This is a genomic window from Pantoea coffeiphila, assembly GCF_016909495.1.
In the GTDB taxonomy this organism is placed as follows: Bacteria; Pseudomonadota; Gammaproteobacteria; order Enterobacterales; family Enterobacteriaceae; genus Erwinia; species Erwinia coffeiphila.
On sequence record NZ_JAFBFW010000002.1, the window covers coordinates 476551 to 495245 of the forward strand.

Annotated in this window: 21 protein-coding genes; 11 read left to right on the forward strand and 10 right to left on the reverse strand. The window is 52.4% G+C overall.

All coding sequences use genetic code 11. The features are described 5' to 3' along the window. Window positions 1-5 precede the first annotated feature (5 nt). From mrdB to lipA, 6 genes are all read left to right on the forward strand, one after another. Window positions 6-1118 carry a peptidoglycan glycosyltransferase MrdB gene (gene mrdB, locus JOE09_RS07890; RefSeq protein ID WP_200547365.1) on the forward strand — a complete coding sequence of 371 codons (1113 nt, stop codon included), beginning with the start codon at window positions 6-8 and terminating at the stop codon, window positions 1116-1118. An 11-nt stretch (window positions 1119-1129) separates the two neighbouring features. After that, the gene (gene rlpA, locus JOE09_RS07895) at window positions 1130-2266 is read left to right on the forward strand and encodes an endolytic peptidoglycan transglycosylase RlpA (protein ID WP_205065373.1); all 1137 of its coding nucleotides are present in this window, start codon (window positions 1130-1132) and stop codon (window positions 2264-2266) included. Window positions 2267-2365: 99 nt separating this feature from the next. Then, window positions 2366-3577 (forward strand): D-alanyl-D-alanine carboxypeptidase DacA, encoded by a 1212-nt coding sequence (gene dacA, locus JOE09_RS07900; RefSeq protein WP_205065374.1) that lies wholly within the window; start codon window positions 2366-2368, stop codon window positions 3575-3577. A gap of 157 nt (window positions 3578-3734) precedes the next feature. Next, window positions 3735-3998 (forward strand): DUF493 family protein YbeD, encoded by a 264-nt coding sequence (gene ybeD, locus JOE09_RS07905; protein ID WP_105591029.1) that lies wholly within the window; start codon window positions 3735-3737, stop codon window positions 3996-3998. 84 nt (window positions 3999-4082) lie between these two features. Continuing rightward, window positions 4083-4751, forward strand: coding sequence for a lipoyl(octanoyl) transferase LipB (gene lipB, locus JOE09_RS07910; protein WP_205065375.1), 669 nt, complete (start codon window positions 4083-4085; stop codon window positions 4749-4751). Between the two features lie 224 nt (window positions 4752-4975). Continuing rightward, the gene (gene lipA / locus JOE09_RS07915) at window positions 4976-5941 is read left to right on the forward strand and encodes a lipoyl synthase (protein ID WP_205065376.1); all 966 of its coding nucleotides are present in this window, start codon (window positions 4976-4978) and stop codon (window positions 5939-5941) included. A 65-nt stretch (window positions 5942-6006) separates the two neighbouring features. Here lipA and tatE read toward each other — a convergent pair whose 3' ends face one another. The 5 genes from tatE to pagP all read right to left on the reverse strand — a co-directional run bounded on the left by tatE (window position 6007) and on the right by pagP (window position 8956). Beyond that, complete coding sequence (gene tatE / locus JOE09_RS07920; protein WP_200547360.1) at window positions 6007-6210, reverse strand: twin-arginine translocase subunit TatE; 204 nt, start codon at window positions 6208-6210, stop codon at window positions 6007-6009. Between the two features lie 106 nt (window positions 6211-6316). Continuing rightward, window positions 6317-7117 carry a deaminated glutathione amidase gene (locus JOE09_RS07925; protein WP_205065377.1) on the reverse strand — a complete coding sequence of 267 codons (801 nt, stop codon included), beginning with the start codon at window positions 7115-7117 and terminating at the stop codon, window positions 6317-6319. Between the two features lie 3 nt (window positions 7118-7120). Continuing rightward, window positions 7121-7546: a GNAT family N-acetyltransferase gene (locus JOE09_RS07930; RefSeq protein WP_200547358.1), complete on the reverse strand. Its 426-nt coding sequence runs from the start codon at window positions 7544-7546 to the stop codon at window positions 7121-7123. A gap of 480 nt (window positions 7547-8026) precedes the next feature. Further along, window positions 8027-8236, reverse strand: a complete 210-nt coding sequence (gene cspE, locus JOE09_RS07935; RefSeq protein WP_004156612.1) for a transcription antiterminator/RNA stability regulator CspE — start codon at window positions 8234-8236, stop codon at window positions 8027-8029. A 150-nt stretch (window positions 8237-8386) separates the two neighbouring features. After that, window positions 8387-8956 (reverse strand): lipid IV(A) palmitoyltransferase PagP, encoded by a 570-nt coding sequence (pagP, locus tag JOE09_RS07940; RefSeq protein ID WP_205065378.1) that lies wholly within the window; start codon window positions 8954-8956, stop codon window positions 8387-8389. A 1049-nt stretch (window positions 8957-10005) separates the two neighbouring features. Here pagP and JOE09_RS07945 point away from each other — a divergent pair. Genes JOE09_RS07945 through JOE09_RS07965 form a run of 5 tightly spaced genes read left to right on the forward strand, consistent with a single transcriptional unit; the run spans window position 10006 to window position 13541 of the window. Continuing rightward, the gene (locus JOE09_RS07945) at window positions 10006-10725 is read left to right on the forward strand and encodes an MtnX-like HAD-IB family phosphatase (RefSeq protein WP_205065379.1); all 720 of its coding nucleotides are present in this window, start codon (window positions 10006-10008) and stop codon (window positions 10723-10725) included. Further along, complete coding sequence (locus JOE09_RS07950; protein WP_205065380.1) at window positions 10722-11567, forward strand: alpha/beta hydrolase; 846 nt, start codon at window positions 10722-10724, stop codon at window positions 11565-11567. The genes JOE09_RS07945 and JOE09_RS07950 overlap by 4 nt, the downstream gene beginning before the upstream one ends. Further along, window positions 11564-11920 carry an EamA family transporter gene (locus tag JOE09_RS07955; RefSeq protein WP_205065381.1) on the forward strand — a complete coding sequence of 119 codons (357 nt, stop codon included), beginning with the start codon at window positions 11564-11566 and terminating at the stop codon, window positions 11918-11920. The genes JOE09_RS07950 and JOE09_RS07955 overlap by 4 nt, the downstream gene beginning before the upstream one ends. Continuing rightward, entirely contained in the window at window positions 11920-12321 is a 402-nt protein-coding gene (locus JOE09_RS07960; RefSeq protein WP_205065382.1) for a DMT family transporter, read from the forward strand. Before JOE09_RS07955 ends, JOE09_RS07960 begins: the two co-directional genes overlap by 1 nt. Then, window positions 12318-13541, forward strand: a complete 1224-nt coding sequence (locus JOE09_RS07965; protein ID WP_205065383.1) for a DegT/DnrJ/EryC1/StrS family aminotransferase — start codon at window positions 12318-12320, stop codon at window positions 13539-13541. Before JOE09_RS07960 ends, JOE09_RS07965 begins: the two co-directional genes overlap by 4 nt. Here JOE09_RS07965 and JOE09_RS07970 read toward each other — a convergent pair. The 5 genes from JOE09_RS07970 to JOE09_RS07985 all read right to left on the reverse strand — a co-directional run bounded on the left by JOE09_RS07970 (window position 13530) and on the right by JOE09_RS07985 (window position 18650). Next, window positions 13530-14426, reverse strand: coding sequence for an arginase family protein (locus JOE09_RS07970; protein ID WP_205065384.1), 897 nt, complete (start codon window positions 14424-14426; stop codon window positions 13530-13532). The genes JOE09_RS07965 and JOE09_RS07970 overlap by 12 nt on opposite strands. Then, complete coding sequence (locus tag JOE09_RS07975) at window positions 14402-15493, reverse strand: GNAT family N-acetyltransferase (RefSeq protein WP_205065385.1); 1092 nt, start codon at window positions 15491-15493, stop codon at window positions 14402-14404. The genes JOE09_RS07970 and JOE09_RS07975 overlap by 25 nt, the downstream gene beginning before the upstream one ends. After that, complete coding sequence (locus JOE09_RS07980; RefSeq protein WP_205065386.1) at window positions 15483-16865, reverse strand: aspartate aminotransferase family protein; 1383 nt, start codon at window positions 16863-16865, stop codon at window positions 15483-15485. Before JOE09_RS07980 ends, JOE09_RS07975 begins: the two co-directional genes overlap by 11 nt. A gap of 250 nt (window positions 16866-17115) precedes the next feature. Then, on the reverse strand, window positions 17116-17199 hold the full coding sequence (locus JOE09_RS26505) for a small membrane protein YohP (RefSeq protein WP_085982349.1): 84 nt from the start codon (window positions 17197-17199) through the stop codon (window positions 17116-17118). 95 nt (window positions 17200-17294) lie between these two features. Continuing rightward, window positions 17295-18650: a GntP family transporter gene (locus tag JOE09_RS07985; RefSeq protein WP_205065387.1), complete on the reverse strand. Its 1356-nt coding sequence runs from the start codon at window positions 18648-18650 to the stop codon at window positions 17295-17297. Window positions 18651-18695: the final 45 nt, after the last annotated feature.

The window sequence follows — 18695 nt, forward strand, 5'->3', positions numbered from 1 at the left end:
CCGGTATGAACGATAGCCGTCAGAAACAGTCAATCTGGACCCGAATCCATATTGATCCGACATTTTGCCTGATCATTGTCGCCTTGCTGATTTACAGTGCGCTGGTGATGTGGAGCGCCAGCGGCCAGGACCCGGGCATGATGGAGCGTAAGATCGGCCAAATCGCCATGGGCATCCTGGTGATGCTGGTGATGGCGCAGATCCCGCCACGCGTCTACGAAGGCTGGGCCCCCTATCTTTACATCGTCTGTGTCATATTGCTGATTGCCGTGGATGCTTTCGGTCATATCAGTAAGGGTGCGCAGCGCTGGCTGGATTTGGGAATTGTGCGTTTTCAGCCTTCTGAAATTGCGAAAATTGCCGTGCCGCTGATGGTGGCAAGGTTTATTAACCGTGACGTCTGCCCACCTACGCTGAAGAATACCGCCATCGCGCTGGTGCTGATCTTTATGCCCACACTGCTGGTTGCCGCCCAGCCAGACCTCGGTACATCCATTCTGATCGCCGCTTCAGGACTGTTTGTGCTGTTCCTGTCCGGGATGAGCTGGCGCCTGATTGCCGTTGCCGTAATTCTGGTGGCGGCTTTTATTCCGGTACTCTGGTTCTTCCTGATGCATGATTATCAGCGCGATCGCGTAATGATGCTGCTTGACCCGGAAAGCGATCCACTTGGCGCCGGCTACCATATTATTCAGTCCAAAATAGCCATCGGCTCCGGTGGCCTGCGCGGTAAAGGCTGGCTGCACGGTACACAGTCACAGCTGGAGTTTCTGCCGGAACGCCACACCGACTTTATTTTTGCCGTACTGGCGGAAGAACTGGGACTGGTCGGCGTGCTAATCCTGCTTATACTCTACGTGCTGCTGATCATGCGCGGGCTAATGATGGCGGCTCGTGCACAGACTACGTTTGGCCGCGTAATGGCGGGCGGACTAATGCTGATCTTCTTTGTCTATGTTTTTGTTAATATTGGCATGGTCAGCGGTATTTTACCGGTGGTAGGGGTGCCGTTACCGCTGGTAAGCTACGGTGGTTCAGCCCTGATAGTATTGATGGCCGGGTTTGGGATCATTATGTCGATTCACACCCATCGAAAACTGTTGTCGAAGAGCGTTTAAGAGGCATAGACATGCGTAAGGATTGGCTTTGGATTGCCCTGGCATCAGCCATGCTGGCAGCCTGCACCACAGATACAGAGCAGCAGGCCCCGGCCCCGCAGCAGCAGACTTACAACGGCCCGGTGGTGGAAATTGGCGGAGCAGAACCACGCTATGAGCCGATCAATCCAGGCACCAGCCAGGATTACTCGGTGAATGGCAAGACCTACAAAGTCATCAAGGACCCTTCCAACTTTAGCCAGGTCGGCCTGGCCACCTCATACGGTGAAGAAGTCGGTGGAAATCGCACGGCCATCGGTGAAGTCTTCGATCCCAACGCGTTGACCGCTGCGCATCCCACGCTGCCGCTGCCGAGCTACGTTCGCGTAACTAACCTGGCAAATGGCCGAATGATTGTGGTGCGCGTTAACGATCGTGGCCCCTATACGCCAGACCGGATTATCGACCTGTCGCGGGCAGCAGCCGATCGGCTGAATACCTCCAACAATACTCGGGTACGCCTCGACTATATTGCCGTTGCTCCTGACGGAACGCTCTCTGGCCCTGGTACAATCGGTACTACGGTAGCAAAACAAAGCTACGCCCTCCCCGCTCGCCCCGAAATTGGTGCAGGACTGACGATGGGCGGTGGTGCCGCAATGTCACAACCGCAGACCTATGCCGCCCCGGCGGAGCAGGCTGAGCAGCAGAACGTTCGCGCGGTGGATAACAGCACGTTGAGCAGCGATGACAATATTGGTGCGCCGGTACGCAGCGGTGGCTTCCTCGGTGCCGCTCAGCCATTGCGCAACGGCGTGCTGGAAGGCAGCGAGCCGGTCAGCGCGCCTGTCGCCTCATCAACGTCTTCAGCGCCACCGGCCATTGTTGCCGCAGCGGCAGCCTCGCAGCCACAATCGCAGCCAGCATCCGGCAGCGGAAATTATGTGGTGCAAGTGGGCGCGCTGAGCGACGGCACCCGCGCCCAGCAGCTGGCTAACAGCCTGGGCAAACAGTTTGGCGTCCGCGGCTCGGTCGACAGCCGTGGCAATGTTTATCGCGTTCAGCTGGGCCGTTTCAGTTCCCGCCAGCAGGCTGCTGCATTGCAGCAGCGGCTGGCAAATGAAGCCAACCAGCAGTCGTTTATTACCGTCGCACCAAATGCAATGTGATTCTGCCCGACCCGCCTGATTTAGCGCGGGTCGCTGCCAGAGGATTTTGCTATAGTGAGTCACTTTTTTTAACTTATCCAGGATGTTGTCGTTCTTAACATGCGCAATCTCACCTCTTCTCGACTGATCAAACGCCTGACGGTAGGATCGCTGATCGCCCTCAGCCTCAACGTTGTCGCCTATGCCGATGACGTAAACATTAAAACCATGATCCCGGGCGTGCCGGAAATTGATGCTGAAGCTTATGTCCTGATCGACTATAACTCCGGTAAAGTTCTGGCTGAGAAAAACGCCGATACGCGCCGCGATCCGGCCAGCCTGACCAAGATGATGACCAGTTACGTTATTGGCCAGGCGGTCAAAGCAGGTAAAATTCATCAGGACGATATCGTTACCGTCGGTAAAGATGCCTGGGCAACCGGCAATCCGGTGTTCAAAGGCTCTTCTTTGATGTTCCTCAAGCCCGGTGACCGCGTGCCGGTTTCCCAGCTGACCCGTGGTATCGTGCTGCAATCAGGTAACGACGCCTGCGTGGCAATGGCCGACTATGTTGCCGGTAGCCAGGATGCGTTCGTTGGTCTGATGAATAACTACGTCAAGGCACTCGGCCTGCAAAATACCCACTTCCAGACGGTGCACGGTCTGGATGCGGAAGGTCAGTACAGCTCTCCACGCGATATGGCGCTGATCGGCCGCGCGCTGATCCGCGATGTGCCGGATGAGTATGCGGTTTACCACGAGAAAGAGTTCACCTTTAACAACATCCGCCAGATGAACCGTAACGGTCTGCTGTGGGATACCAGCCTGAACGTTGACGGAATCAAAACCGGTCATACCGACGCGGCGGGCTATAACCTGGTGGCTTCCGCGACCGAAGGTCAGATGCGTCTGATCTCTGCGGTAATGGGTGGACGTACCTATAAAGGTCGTGAAACCGAAAGTAAAAAGCTGCTGACCTGGGGCTTCCGCTTCTTTGAAACCGTGGCACCGTTGAAAGCTGGCAAAGAGTTTGCTTCAGAGCCGGTCTGGTTTGGTAACAGCGATCGCGTACAGCTGGGCGTGGAAAATGATGTCTATCTGACGATCCCACGCGGGCGGATGAAGGATCTGAAAGCCAGCTACACCCTGAGCAATACCGAACTGCATGCGCCATTGCAGAAAAATCAGGTCGTGGGCAGCATCAACTTCCAGCTGGATGGCAAAACCATTGAACAGCACCCGCTGGTGGTCCTGAACGAAGTGCCGGAAGGCGGTTTCTTCGGTCGCATCGTGGACTACATCAAACTGATGTTCCACCACTGGTTCGGTTAATTCCGCACACGAAGGGACCGATCGCCGGTCGGTCCCTGTGGGATAACATTTTGGCCACGCGCCTGTCCCTTGAAATTATCCCGTAAAATCCCCATATTGTTAGTATCTGTGAACTCCCGCAGCGACGGGGTTCCTTGTATGTGTTACCGGAGTCCATATGAAAACCAATCTTAAAGATCTGCTCGAATTCCCTACCTCTTTTACCTACAAAGTAATGGGGCTGGCACAGCCAGAGCTGGTCGATCAAGTGGTTGAAGTCGTGCAACGTCACGCGCCGGGCGACTACTCTCCGGACGTTAAGCCGAGCAGCAAAGGAAACTTCCATTCCGTTTCTATTACCATTACCGCCACGCACATCGAGCAGGTTGAAACGCTGTACGAAGAGTTGGGCAAAATCGAAATTGTTCGGATGGTGCTGTAACCCCATATCTGGTGCGGGCATACTGGTTCTTGCCCTGCACCAGCGCTATACTGCACTTCTGCTTTTCTAACCGGATCGTGCGTTTTGTCTCCTGATACTCTGATTATTCGCCAGCTGGGCCTCCAGCCCTGGGCACCTGTCTCTCAAGCCATGCATCAGTTTACCGACCAGCGTAGCGAAGCCACACCTGATGAAGTCTGGCTGGTGGAACACCCGGCGGTTTTTACCCAGGGCCAGGCCGGGAAAACTGAACATCTGTTGATGCCGGGGGATATTCCGGTGATGCAAAGCGATCGTGGCGGCCAGGTAACCTATCACGGTCCAGGTCAGCAGGTGATGTATGTGATGATTAATCTTAAGCGCCGCAAAGTGGGCGTTCGCCAGTTGGTCACCGCGCTGGAAGAGACGATTATCACCACCCTCGCCCAACTCGGTATTACCGCCAGCGCGCGGCCCGATGCTCCCGGTGTTTACGTCGACAACAAAAAAATTTGCTCACTGGGTCTGCGTATTCGTAACGGCTGTTCGTTTCACGGCCTGGCATTGAATATCGATATGGACCTCGCGCCGTTTCTGCGCATCAATCCCTGCGGCTATGCCGGCCTGGAGATGACGCACATTCACGCGCTGCGTCCTGAGGTCACGCTGGCATCCGTTCAGCCGTTGCTGATCGACAATTTTGCACGCCAGCTGGCAATTACCAACGTGCAGTGGAGCAAAGAGTGCGATTTACCGCTAAAATGTGCGCTCTGATTTACAATTCTGTAACGCTTTCTCGCACTGGCAGGCTGTTTCTGTAAACGAGAGATGATATAATTTTTATGCTTTTTCAAAAAAAGTTGAATTCACCCATACAATTTTACGTTGGAGCAGACGGTCAGACAGGCTGATGTCCGATAGTTAAAAGGGTGTACCACAAACTCATTTAGTGTTTAGCGGGTAATTTCGCCGCAATCCAACCTGGAACTAGCAAGACTATGAGTAAACCGATTCTGATGGAACGCGGTGTTAAATACCGCGATGCAGACAAAATGGCGTTGATCCCGGTAAAAACCGTGATGACCGAGCGTACTGAAATACTGCGTAAGCCAGAGTGGATGAAAATCAAACTCCCAGCAGATTCCAGCCGCATTCAGGGCATTAAAGCCGCAATGCGTAAAAATGGTCTGCATTCCGTCTGCGAAGAGGCTTCCTGCCCAAACCTTGCTGAATGTTTTAACCACGGTACCGCGACCTTTATGATCCTTGGTGCCATCTGTACCCGCCGCTGCCCGTTCTGCGACGTTGCACACGGCCGTCCTGTGATTCCCGACAGCAACGAGCCGGGTAAACTGGCGCAAACCATCGCGGATATGGCGTTGCGTTATGTGGTGATTACCTCCGTTGACCGTGATGACCTGCGTGACGGTGGTGCTCAGCACTTCGCTGACTGCATCACTGCCATTCGTGAGAAGAGCCCGAACATTAAAATTGAAACGCTGGTACCGGACTTCCGTGGTCGTATGGACCGCGCGCTGGAAATCCTTAACGCGTCCCCGCCTGACGTCTTCAACCACAACCTCGAGAATGTGCCGCGCGTTTACCGCCAGGTGCGCCCGGGCGCGAACTATGAGTGGTCACTGAAGCTGCTGGAGCGCTTTAAAGAAGCGCATCCGAATATCCCGACCAAATCAGGCCTGATGGTCGGACTGGGCGAAACTAACGAAGAAATCGTTGAAGTGATGCGCGATCTGCGTCGCCACGGCGTCACTATGTTAACGCTGGGCCAGTATCTGCAGCCAAGCCGTCACCACCTGCCGGTACAGCGCTACGTCAGCCCGGCTGAGTTTGATGAAATGAAGGCCGCAGCCATGGATATGGGCTTCACCCATGCAGCCTGTGGTCCGTTTGTACGTTCTTCTTATCATGCAGATATGCAGGCTAAAGGGCTGGAAGTGAAGTAATTCCGCGCTGCAGGCATAAAAAAACGGATGACCCAGTCATCCGTTTTTTTTCGCCGGAATCCTGCTCACTCTTTACGAGTTTGCTGTTCGGCCGGTTTATCTTCAGACACAGATTGCTTCGCAGCAGTGTCATCGTCGCTCATCGCTTTTTTAAACCCCTTAATGGCAGCACCTAAATCGCCGCCCAGCGTGCGCAATTTATTGGTACCGAAAAGCAGGACGATAAGCGCGCCAACAATCAGCAGTTTGCCGATACTTAAACCTTCCATATCTACCTTCTTCGCGTTAAGCAGTGGGGAAAGTCCCCGTATCAACTGATTTTAACGCGGGGAAACGGCGCGGGTGCAGCAGCAATCTGTAACAGGATACGATCCGTCAGCGATTTTTAACGGCCAGTTCCGGTGGGGAAAAACGTCGATTAGCCAACACCGGCAGCGCCTGTCGCACGGCCACAATCCGCTGCGGGTCTACTTCTGCCGTTAGCAGAGCGGGAACCTCAGCCGCCCTGACGGTCGCAATACCGAGTGGATCGACCAGCAGACTGTTGCCAATATTGCGTGGGCCGCACTCCCCAACTGCAAGCACGTAGCAGGTATTTTCCAGCGCCCTGGCAGTGACCAGAACGTCCCAGTGCATCTCTTTATGCGGGCCTCTTACCCACGCTGCGGGCAGTACCAGCAGCGAAGCACCGTCCAGAACCAGCCGCCGTGCCATCTCAGGGAAACGCAAATCGTAACAGGTCATCAGCCCGACCCTGATACCATCGACATCAATCAGCGGCGGCAGCTCATCACCCGCACTCACGTTGCGGGACTCCTGCATGGCAAAAGCATCGTACAGATGCAGCTTGTTATAGCGGGCGATAATCTCGCCGCGCCGAATAGCGATAAGCGTATTGAACACCCGACCTTCACCATCAGGCACGTGCAGCGTGAGTATCGTCGTGAGCGTATTTTGCTGGCTGGCTGAGAGTAGCTGGTTAACAAACGGTCCGTCCAGCGGCTGTGCCGAGCGCACACCCCAGTCAGGATTGTCGTTGTCCCGAGCCAGTACGGCCTCTGGCAGTACCAACAGACTCGCCCCTTCACCCACGGCATCATGCATCAGCCCGATACAAATCTCCGCGTTTTCCTGCCATTCGCGGCGTACGGCAAACTGCCCGGCGGCAACTTTCATCGTTCAGCCCAGCTCCTTAACGTGGTAGCGCGGTGACTCTGTGAACCCTTCGCGCAGATAGAAGGCGTTGGCTTTTTCGCGTCGCTCATGGCAGTGAACCTCCATTCGGTCACAGCCGCGATCGCGGGCCAGCTGTTCTGCATACGCCAGCAGCTGCTGCCCGGCACCTTTGCTTCGTTCGCCTTCGGCGATGCAGAAATAGCTGATACGGGCAAAATCCCCCGCCAGCGCCAGCTGAGGAATAAAATGCAGCGACAGGAATCCCAGCACCGTATTACCCTGCTCAGCCATTAGCAAACGCTCGGTGTCATCCGCGATCAGCTGTGCCAGCCGCCGCTCAATAAACGGAGCAGTACCCTCATAGCCCAGCTCCGCCAGCAGCGCACTCAGGGCAAAAGCATCTCTTGATTCGGCAAGACGAATATTCATCCACACTCTCCAGACTAAGCCAGCTGTTAATACGATAAACGCTAACAGAAAAAACCTGTCATTGTTTATAGCCTCAGCCCGGCCATCCCCGCAAGGGGCCAGATCACAGCCTAATGTTACAAATGCTGATAAGTGTAATCCTAAGTGAAACGGATGGGATTTGTCAGCAGCCAGGGCGACCGATTAATGTTTCCTTAATAATCTTTCGGCAGACTCAGCTCATCCCACTGTAAGAGGCACTCAAGATGAACTGGCTTCCCCGCACCCCGATTGAAAGCCTTGCTATGCTACTGACCTGTTCAGCAGCAGTGGCCTGGCTGCTGCTATTTTTCTCACGTTAGCGCACAGCGGCCCGGCTTATCATCCCTGCGCCGGGCCACCGTTATCACGCTCAGAACGTCGGTTTTATTTCAAACCACGATCTTCAGGCGAAAAAAAACCCGCCTCACGAGGCGGGTTTTAAAAATTCTGTCTGATAACTTAAATAGCGGCAACGTTAGCAGCAGATGGGCCTTTGGCACCGTTGGTGATTTCGAACTCTACGCGCTGACCTTCAGCCAGAGTTTTGAAACCATTGCTCTGGATGGCAGAGAAGTGTACGAACACGTCTTTGCTACCATCTTCAGGAGTAATGAAACCGAATCCCTTGGACTCATTAAACCACTTAACGCTACCTTTGATCTTAGACATCTATATTACCTTTACATGAAAAATGGACACTAAACTGTGTCGGTATCTAGTACAGCAATTGCGAGGGCTTTTGTCCAGTAGACAATGATGAAAAAGTGATAAATATCGCCTTTTTTTAACATCACTCATTTTTTTCGCACTTTTCTTCCGTTAAAACTGCCAACGTAGCCAGGCAAAATAAACATTACCGTTATTGTAGGTACCCGGAATATAGGTCATCTGAAATGACGCCGGGCCATAACCTACTGATGCAAGAGGTAATACCACTGGGATAGGAATATAATTCCAGTTATCGCGCATCGTCACCCCTGCGGTGAACCCTGCGCCCAGATGGAAGTTATCATCGGCCAGCGGTCGCCATGTTTTTTCCCACCCGTAACCCCCTATAGGTTCCCACTTGTTATAGGAATCTTTGAATGCCATCACGTAGAGACCATTCCAGTTACCCTTTTCGTTATAGTGGCTAACCCCAAAGCCCGCACCCCATGGGCGCTCGTTATAACGATCGGTTTTATCTTTGTCATAGGTCCAGCGGTTATGCCAGGTGATAGCGGGAATGTAGAGGTCCACGGTCTGGGGATCGTTCCATGTCTGACTGAGGTTATCAGTTAAAGATTGCCATCCTTCCGCTACCGCATCGTTCAACTTAGAGGCCTGTGCGCCCGCTGAAAGAAAGCCACTCAGCAGCAGTAAAAAGAGATATTTCTTCAGGCTTGCCATAATAATTCTCACTTCTCCCCGGGAATGATTAAGAATCAACTTCCTGTAAGGGCCCAAAATTTTGGCCCGGTCAACATTAGACTAATAATGTTAATTATAGCGTTTCCACTTAAACACACCATTAACTCCTGTTTTTTCTCTATATTATGCAGGCAGAATACTTCACTAAAATTAGAACATGTTGATATAAATGAAAAAAAGCATAGCTACCTTTCTTATTCCGGTTCAAAAAACCAACAGTTTCGAGTCGACCCTGACGGAAAGCAGCGCTTTATGAACCCTTGTTAATCTCGTTCAACCATATTTACTGCCAAAGTGAACAAAATTTACGCTAAATCATATAAATCATGATTAATTTACGAATCGATCGAAGAAAAAAGATCAATAAACATACCGATATCAAAATAAGCACTTTAAAATCAATTACTTAATTAAAAGAGGCCACATAAAAAACTAATTAATCTTATTTATGGATATCCATCTGAAATTTGATAAGATAATTCTTATCCATCAGAAGACAGGGAGGCTGTAGTGATTAAAATGTTAAGGTGTGGACAATGTGGCAGTACAAAATTCCTCTTTACCGTAGGCAACAGCAGCGGTGGGCATCACGGTGCGATTTGCGCCTGCTGTCGTAAACAGCTAAACAGTCAGGATACTGGCGCCGGTTTATCCATCCTTTCCAGAGCCTTATCCACAGCGCTTGCCGAAAAAGTTCTTAATCAAGCTTTAAACAAACAGTAATCCTCCCCACTGGTGCCCGACCTCGTGAGGCTCAAACGCGCCTGAGAACGCGATGCCAATAGAATTAACGGGATAATTTGCATTTTGTCACAGCTTGAAAATATCATTCAGAACTTATAATTCCTTTGTGAATTAAAATACAATTCGTGCCTTTTAAAGGGTGATTGCATGCTGAATGGTTTATGTGCCAAGCCCGTTTATGTCTTATTTACCCTGCTTATTATAGACTGCCTCCGTTAATTAATTGATCATTCTCCATATCTGTTCAACACCGTATTTATCAAATCAACCGTCGGACGCTATATATGAAAAAGCAGGGATTATCCGGCATTATCACGCGCACGGATTCACACTGGATTATTGTTTGTGATTTTGATGGCACAATTAGTTGTGCTGATGTCACTGATACATTAATGGAAAAACTGGGTCATCCTGACTGGCAATTATTGGAGAAACGCTGGATAAATGCCGAAATAGGCTCCAGAGAGTGTCTGAGTGGGCAAATATCATTACTTGATGCTTCTCGCCAGCAGATAGATGCCTGCCTGGATCAAATCAAAATCGATCCTGAGTTTTGCCGGTTTGCCCGATGGGCGAAAGCTGAGGCGATACCGCTTTATGTCGTCAGTGATGGTCTTGATTATGCGATCGAACATATCTTACGCAACAACAATATTGCTGGTCTGCCGGTGATTGCTAACCATCTTGAACAGGTAAGTGACCGGGGCTGGCGCATCAGCTTTCCGCATTTTTCCCCTGACTGCCAATATGCAAGTGGCACCTGCAAATGCCGGGTGGCGCAAATGTTAAATTACGACGAATTTATCGCCATAGGCGACGGGCGATCCGATTTTTGCGTGGCCTCCATAGCCGATCATGTACTGGCCAAAAAAAGTTTGCTGACTCATTGCCAGAAGGCGGGAATTCCACATACACCGTTTAACAGTTTTCGAGAAGCACGTGCCTGCCTTGAACGACTGCTTGTAAAAGAATCACTGCTGATCCCATCTCAGGAGATCTCATGATCGCAAAGCACGACTATTTGCTGCCTGCCGGGCGGATCGGCGTGCTACTGATCCATGGGCTCACGGGAACCCCTGTTGAAATGCGTGGCGTTGCTCGTGAATTTCATCGCGCGGGATATACCGTCTATGCCCTGCAGCTTGCCGGGCACTGTGGCAGCGTTGAAGACCTGATAGCTACCCGTTGGCAGGACTGGTATCAAAGCGTGATCGACGGCGCAGACATGCTGCGCAAACAGGTTGATACGCTTTTCGTTTGTGGCCTCTCGATGGGAGCGGTACTGGCATTAAAATATACCGCGTCTCACCCCAACGAAGTCGCAGGCGTACTGGCCTATAGCGTGACGTTTCGCTACGACGGGTGGAGCATTCCGCCACTCTCACGCTTTGCCGCGCCCTGGCTACTTCCGCTGGCTGGAATGCTAAATGTGGGTCGCCACAAAATGTTTAATGAAGAACCGCCTTACGGTATTCAAAACGAAGTGCTGAGAAAAAAAATCGCCGACAAAATGCAAGGTGGTAACAGCGCTGAAGCAGGTCTGCCGGGTAACCCATGGCCTTCACTCAACGAATTTTTGCTGCTATCGCGAAACGTCCGCCGCAAATTACGCCATATTCACACCCCCTGCCTACTGTTACATGCCAGCAACGATGATATTTCTCATCGCCGTAATGCAGAACTGGTGCGTGATACCGTCAGTGGTCCGGTGGAAATGGTACTGCTCCCCAATAGCTATCATATGATTACTATCGATAACGATCGGCAGGAGTTATTTCAACGTTCGATTGCATTCATTCGCCGCTATAGCGTTAACACGGCGCTTACGCTGAGTGATGCACTATGAGCCACCTCACCCTGATATTGTGGTTACTGAATATACTTGTCGACAGCCTGGGCCAGCTCTCATTTAAAGCGGCAGCCAGCGGCAGCGTACACTATGAAGGACTGCAACAGTGGCGATATATGCTGCGACGGCCGTGGCTTTGGCTGGGTATGGCATGTTATATCCTGGAGTTTTTACTGTGGCTGGCCTTCCTCACGCTTGTTCCTCTCTCTGTCGGCATGCTTCTTGGCTCAACCAGCATTGTCACCATTATGCTCGCCGGGCGGATCTGGTTTAAAGAATCGCTGACCCGCTGGCGGGTAATCGGTATTTTGTTGATTTCTCTGGGCGTAGCGATAATAGGGATTAATTGATGAAACGTTTCTACATTGTTGGTTTCCTCGCACTGATGATTTTCGACACGCTGGCGCAGATCAGTTTTAAGGCAGCGGCTATCCATGCATTTCCACTCACTATGGATTCCGCATGGCTTTCTCGTGTATTCAGCCATCCGTGGATTTATGGCGCATTTGTAGGCTATGCCGGTGCCTTTTTCACCTGGATGACGCTGCTGAAATACGCACCCATTGGGCCAGCCTTTGCCGCATCCCACCTTGAAATTATCAGCGTCACTTTGTTATCGGTATGGCTATTCGATGACAGCCTGACACTTATAAAAATAGTCGGTGGATTGCTGATCCTCGCCGGAATACTCTTCCTGGCAAAAGGTGAAATTGCCCATGTTAAGGCTGAAGCGGAACAGCAGGCACAATGAGCCGTTCTTTTTTTCGACGCCAGCTGCCGCCAACCGCCGGATTACCGCTGTTCTGGCGCGACTTACGCCCACCTCGCGCTGATTTTTCAGATCGACTGGCGCAGGAACTGGGTATTCCTCCTCCGCTGTTAACCTGCTCAGGTACTGCTGCACTGATTATTGCCCTGCGCACCTTACAGCGGCGCCAGCCCAATCGACATCGTATTATTGTCCCCGCCTGGACCTGCCCGCTGGTAGCGCTCGCTGCATATTATTGCCCCCCGCTCAAAATCGTCCCCTGTGATATGGAGTACGGTGGCATTAATTTCGACAGGGAGCGGTTGGCGCAGCTGTGTGATTCGCAAACGCTGGCTATCGTAGTCACTCACTATGCTGGCCGGGTGGCCGATACGGCTGCCGTGATTCAAATCGCGGCTGCCCACGGCACGGCGGTCATTGAAGATGCAGCACAATCAATGGGCGCAAAAAATGCCGGTGAAAGCGTCGGCCTGGCGGGAGACATTGGCTTTTTCAGTCTGGCGATGGGAAAAGGGTTAACGACGGCAGAGGGGGGAGTGCTGTTCAGCCGCTCTACTGACCTGCAAAAAGAGATGGAACGGCAGATCGCCCGCGATTTACCCTGGCGCGCGGGCTGGGAACTGCGCCGTATCATCGAACTCTGGGGCTATCGGCTGATGTATCATCCTGACAGGCTGGACTGGGTGTATGGCCGGCAGCTCCGCAGTGCGTTAAACCGTGGCGATACGGTTACCGCCGTTGGCGATGACTTCACCGTAGACGATATCCCTTTGCACACTCTGGGCCACTATCGTCAGCGAGTCGCCGCCTCGGCTTTGACTCGATTTTCAGCCTGGCAACAGCAAAACAGTCTGCGGGCGAAGAGCAGACTCGCCGAGCTCAGGCAGCTTGCTGGCGTAACGGTCCTGCAGGATGGACCGCACCAACAGGGAGTGTGGCCATTTTTTCTTCTGCTGATGCCTGACCGAGCCTCTCGCGATCGTGCGATGCAGCACCTTTGGACAGCCGGATTAGGCGTGACCCGGCTGTTTATTCATACATTACTCGGCTATCCCGCCGTTACGCCATTATGTCTGCCCTCCCCCATACCCAATGCGGAAGACTTTGCTGCTCGCTCACTGAGCATCAGCAACAGCCACTGGGTTGAAGACGATGATTTTGCACTGATTGTTTCCGTGCTGCGCGCGGCATTAACCGCCTGAAGCTCGCTGTACAAAAGTCAGCAGCTGTTGATTAAGACGGTTTTGCGAACGCTGCCATTCAGCAGCTTCACTGGCCGATATCAACTGCTGGCCATCACCGGCGCTTAACCAGCGTTTGAGGCGGCTGTGATACTCACATGATGAGACTTCTCCGGTGATGTCCATTCCCACCAGCCGATTGGCACAGGCCTGAATCAGTAATTCCAGATGTTTTAGCTCAAAACATCCCTGATCCCAGTTGGTTTGTACTACCTGCTTGCTCAGAACATCTTTATCCAGGGACAGATAAACCGGATCGCCGCTTAGCTGACGTAAAAATGCCGACAGCAAATTATCCGGATTATCAAAACGGTGGTTACACTTCCCTGCACCCAGCCAGTTAAGCCACCGGGTATCCACGCCGATGCTCCAGTAGTGCAGCTTCTTAGATAACAGAGGGCGCAGATGATTTTCCCAGGCGTGACTCAGACCAATATCGGATGAACAGATACCCAGCACGTGTATTTGACTAATCTGCGGCAAACGGCTGGCATGATATACCCAGGAGCCACAGTGGATGCCGAAAGGATAGAGCATATTATCCGGATGATTATCGCAGATAATCAGCTGCACCGGGCGGTCCGCTGGCAGACGCTGTAACAGCAAATAGCTGAGATGGTGGTAGTCCCCACTTCCGGTGAAAACGCAGCCATAGCGATCGGGCAACAGGTCCCGGCTGGCGGCCATTAGCTTTCGCCAGTCGCCCCAGCTGGCCCCAAAGCGGACCCGCTGCTGCCAGTCCGACAGCGGCAGCACTGTTGCCCGATCCAGTCCGGCCACCGAACCATCGAAATCCAGCACCAGTGGCCGATCTTCTGCCGTCAGCCAGGGGGAGGATCGGACCACTTTTTATCCCCCTCCAGATAATGGCGGAAATAGCGCACCGCTGCCCGCAGGAGCGGATTTCGCACACGCACCAGATGCCGGGTAAAGGTAAAGCTGGCACCGAGGCTGGCTTTGACTTCCGGATCGGTCCAGCCCGCAACGTATTCCTGCAATCCCTGCTCGATGGCGTACTCCAGATTGACAAACCAGCTGACAAAATAGAGGTTAAATTTCAGCGCCAGCGAATAGTCGAAGCCAATATACTTATCCACCAGCCGGCCCTGAAACTGATAGCAAAGGTTGAAACCAACCAGCCGATCTTCGTACCAATAGCAGAACAGTTTTCCTGCACTGTGCCGGTCCAGCAGCAAATGGTCAAAGAACTCGGCGCTAAGCAAATCAAAATGCACCTCACTCTGTTGCCACACCGAAAGATAAAACTGATAGAGCTGAGCACGCCAGTGGGGATCTTCCAGGCGTTCTTCACCACAGTGAATCACCTCAATGCGAAGCTCATCACGGCTGCGAAGCTTGCGGCGAAGATTACGACGCCGACTACGGGACATACGCGCCAGAAACTCATCGGTACTGGTAAAATTAATTGGAACAACCGCCAGCGCCTGCCCTTCCACACAAATGTAACCTTGCGCTTCCGCCGCCGCTATCAGGCGGCGACTGTAGTCGTTATCCGCAGCAGACAGCAGCGGCGAGGCAATGGGAAGATCTTTAATAATGGTCAGAGAATGCTTATTACCGCAGTGGTTTTCAATCCATCGCAGCAACGCAGCCGGATCCTGCTGACGTGGCAGGCAGGCATATTCGCTGGTCGTTGCCCCAATAAAACAGGTATCCAGCGTGAGCCACTTCCGCCAGCCCGGGAAACCGGGCCAGCGGGCTAACCGCTGGCGCAGCGCGGGCTCAACGGTCGTTAACAGATCGAACCGGGTGGTAAATATCGGCAGGCCGTTTTCGGCAATCCGCACGTTAAATCCTTCAGGCGGATGGAGTGCAAACGCCGAAATAAGCCCCGCCGGTTCCAACTGATTGACGTATCCGTCTTTCATCATATGCAGAGGATTACCGCTCACGTTTTGCCCGAACCAGCAGTTGATCCAGCAGCACGATAGCCTGATCGATTTCAGCGCGACTGATCTCCAGGGATGGCGCAAAGGTGATCACGTTTTTATAGTATCCCCCCACATCCAGAACCAGTCCGGTTTTCTGCCCCTGATACTCCAGCGTACCGGAAAGGCCAATATCCACCATTTTATCGAGCAGTGCTTTATCAGGCGTGAATCCATCAGGTCCGCAGAGTTCCGCACGCAGTGCCAGACCAAGACCGTCAACGTCACCAATCTCTTTATGCTGGCTCTGTAGCGATTTCAGTCCTTCAAGGAAATAGGCTCCGCTCTCCATAACCTGACGTTCATAATCTTTCTCTGCCAGCATATGCATCACTTCCAGGCCAACGGCGGTGCCCAACGGGTTCGAGGCAAACGTCGAGTGGGTGGAACCTACCGGGAAGGTGGTCGGATTAATCATCTCTTCACGCGCCCAGATGCCCGCCAGTGGATTAAGCCCGTTAGTCAGCGCTTTACCAAACACCAGCACATCCGGAGTAATGCCAAAGTGTTCAATCGACCACAGCTTGCCGGTACGATAGAAGCCCATCTGGATTTCATCCACCACCAGCAGAATGCCGTGCTGATCGAGCACCTTTTTCAGCGCAGGATAGAAGTTACGCGGTGGAATGACGTAGCCGCCGGTGCCCTGCACGGGTTCGATATAAAAAGCGGCGAATTCTGCCTGCTGCGCTTTAGGGTCCCAGAGGCCGTGGTACTCGTTTTCAAACAGGCGGGCAAAATCGGCCACCAGTTTTTCCGCATATTCTTCAGGCGTCATGCCTTTTTGACGGCGGAACGGATACGGGAATGGAATAAACTGAGCGCGTTCGCCAAAGTGACCAAAGCGACGGCGATAGCGATAGCTGGAGGTAATGGATGATGCACCCAGAGTACGACCGTGATAGCCACCTTCAAAGGCAAACATCCGGCTTTTACCGTTGCAGAAATTTCGTACCAGCTTCAGGGAATCATCAACGGACTGCGAACCGCCCACGTTAAAGTGTACTCTTCCCGGCAGGCCGAACTTACGTTCCATATCCTGAGCAATAATTTTTGACAGCTCGATTTTGGTGGGATGCAGATACTGGCTGGCCAACTGTGGCAGCCGATCGATCTGGCTTTTTAACGCATTATCGAGCCGGGTATTAGCGTAGCCAAAATTAACCGCTGAATACCACATTTGCAGATCGAGATAGGGAGTATCTTCCGCGTCAAACAGAAAGCTTCCCTGACAGCGGTCAAATATTTTCGGGGGGTTAACGTAATGAACCGTATCGCCATACGAACAATACTTCGCTTCATCCTGCAACAGCTGCTTTTCATTAGACGTCATCATATCTCCTTGGCACTTTACTCCATATAAGTTCTGCGAGTATATCCTGCAAAAAAAATATTTCAGCGCATGCAGAGGGTATGTTGACGTTTAGTTGATAATTAAAATAGCCATATTTATTTTGAAATGTTTTCTCGAACCAAAAAACAAAAATAGCAAACAATTACATTTTAGAATTTTAAAAAGCATGATTACTCAAGAATGCCATTAATAATCCGGTCATCTGAAAAATACAAATGACCGGAATAAAAAATCAGAAAATAAGTTTAAAGACACCGGTAATCGTTAACAGGCCGACGATAAAAATAATTGCGATGACCCAGAGAATAATTTTCATTCTTCATCTCCTTCAAAGGAAAAAGCCACAGGACTCGTCAGTAAGTCCCTGTGGCTTAAGTATAGAAGAAGATTACCGCTTCGCAGATTTGTGGGTTACAGCACCGCCGACAGCAGCCACACCAGTACAAAACCGGTCAGGCCCATTGCGGTCGTTAACACCGTCCAGGTTTTCAAGCCGTCGGCAACCGACAGGCCTAAATAGCGGGTCACTACCCAGAAACCGGCGTCATTGACGTGGGAAAGCCCCAGGCCGCCAAAACAGGCCGACAGCGTCACCAGCACCAGTTGCATATCGCTCAGCCCCGTCACCGCCTGAGTTAATAACCCGCTGGTGGTCAGAATCGCCACGGTGGCCGACCCCTGCGAGGCTCGTAGCGCCAGCGAGAGCAGAAACGCAGCCGGGATCAGCGGCAGATTAATCGTCTCCAGCGACAGTGCCAGCGCTTTACCTACGCCGGATTCAACCAGCACCTTACCAAATGCGCCCCCGGCACCGGCAACCAGAATGACACCTGCCGAACTGGGAATCGCGCGATCCAGCAGATCGCTCAGCTTGTCACGGCTCCAGCCGCGGCGCAGCCCCAGTAGCCAGGCGGAGAGCGCCAGCGCGATCAGCAGCGCAATAGCCGGTGTTCCCACCAGCGTTAACACCTGACGAATGACATTGCCTTCAGGCAGGACGCTGTGTGCCAGGGTGCCCACCACAATCAGCACGATAGGTACGACGATCAGTGAGGAAATCAGCCAGGCGCCGGGGGCCTGCTCAGCTTTCGCGCTCTGGCTGCCTTCCGGCTTTGCCAGCTGTAACTGCTCCAGCACGCTGACCGACAGCAGATACTGGCGGCGGTTCATTGCTTTCGCCACGAAATAACCCACTACGCCAACGGGGATGGAAACGGCTATACCCAGCAGCATCAGCCAGCCCATATCGCTGCCTAACAGCCCCGCCGCTGCCGCCGCACCGGGATGGGTTGGCAGCGCCACGTGCACTGTCAGCATGACACCGGCCATTGGCAGACCATATTTCAACGGTGAAACGCGGGCCACCTTAGTAAAACCATAGATAAGCGGAATAACGATAATAAAGCCAACTTCAAAGAACACCGGAATGCCGAGAATAAAGGCCGCCATGGTCAGCGCCGCAACGGTACGCTTAATTCCCAGCGCCTGGGTAAAGCGCTGGGCCAGGGATTCTGCGCCACCGGAGCATTCAATAATCGCCCCCAGCATTGCACCCAGCACAATAATAATGGTTATCGATCCCAGCAGGCCGCCCATTCCGGCGGAAATGACCTTCATAATATTATCGGCGGGAATACCGGTGGCGATGGCGACCAGCAGGCTAACCACCAGCAAGGCGACAAAGGGATGTACTTTAGCTTTGATGACCAGCAGCAGCAAAATCAGCACGCTGGCAACGGCAATGGTTAATAACAGGGCGGTAGACATAAAAAGCCTCAATAATTATTTTATTTCAGTACTTTAGAGCACTGT

Coding starts and splice junctions, on each gene's coding strand:
- dacA (WP_205065374.1), top strand. CDS start 2,366: ATGCGCAATCTCACCTCTTCTCGACTGATCAAACGCCTGACGGTAGGA.
- JOE09_RS07950 (WP_205065380.1), top strand. CDS start 10,722: ATGATCGCAAAGCACGACTATTTGCTGCCTGCCGGGCGGATCGGCGTG.
- pagP (WP_205065378.1), bottom strand. CDS start 8,956: ATGGCAAGCCTGAAGAAATATCTCTTTTTACTGCTGCTGAGTGGCTTT.
- JOE09_RS26505 (WP_085982349.1), bottom strand. CDS start 17,199: ATGAAAATTATTCTCTGGGTCATCGCAATTATTTTTATCGTCGGCCTG.
- JOE09_RS07985 (WP_205065387.1), bottom strand. CDS start 18,650: ATGTCTACCGCCCTGTTATTAACCATTGCCGTTGCCAGCGTGCTGATT.
- cspE (WP_004156612.1), bottom strand. CDS start 8,236: ATGTCTAAGATCAAAGGTAGCGTTAAGTGGTTTAATGAGTCCAAGGGA.
- ybeD (WP_105591029.1), top strand. CDS start 3,735: ATGAAAACCAATCTTAAAGATCTGCTCGAATTCCCTACCTCTTTTACC.
- JOE09_RS07945 (WP_205065379.1), top strand. CDS start 10,006: ATGAAAAAGCAGGGATTATCCGGCATTATCACGCGCACGGATTCACAC.
- JOE09_RS07965 (WP_205065383.1), top strand. CDS start 12,318: ATGAGCCGTTCTTTTTTTCGACGCCAGCTGCCGCCAACCGCCGGATTA.
- JOE09_RS07955 (WP_205065381.1), top strand. CDS start 11,564: ATGAGCCACCTCACCCTGATATTGTGGTTACTGAATATACTTGTCGAC.
- JOE09_RS07960 (WP_205065382.1), top strand. CDS start 11,920: ATGAAACGTTTCTACATTGTTGGTTTCCTCGCACTGATGATTTTCGAC.
- tatE (WP_200547360.1), bottom strand. CDS start 6,210: ATGGAAGGTTTAAGTATCGGCAAACTGCTGATTGTTGGCGCGCTTATC.
- mrdB (WP_200547365.1), top strand. CDS start 6: ATGAACGATAGCCGTCAGAAACAGTCAATCTGGACCCGAATCCATATT.
- JOE09_RS07925 (WP_205065377.1), bottom strand. CDS start 7,117: ATGAAAGTTGCCGCCGGGCAGTTTGCCGTACGCCGCGAATGGCAGGAA.
- JOE09_RS07980 (WP_205065386.1), bottom strand. CDS start 16,865: ATGATGACGTCTAATGAAAAGCAGCTGTTGCAGGATGAAGCGAAGTAT.
- rlpA (WP_205065373.1), top strand. CDS start 1,130: ATGCGTAAGGATTGGCTTTGGATTGCCCTGGCATCAGCCATGCTGGCA.
- lipA (WP_205065376.1), top strand. CDS start 4,976: ATGAGTAAACCGATTCTGATGGAACGCGGTGTTAAATACCGCGATGCA.
- JOE09_RS07930 (WP_200547358.1), bottom strand. CDS start 7,546: ATGAATATTCGTCTTGCCGAATCAAGAGATGCTTTTGCCCTGAGTGCG.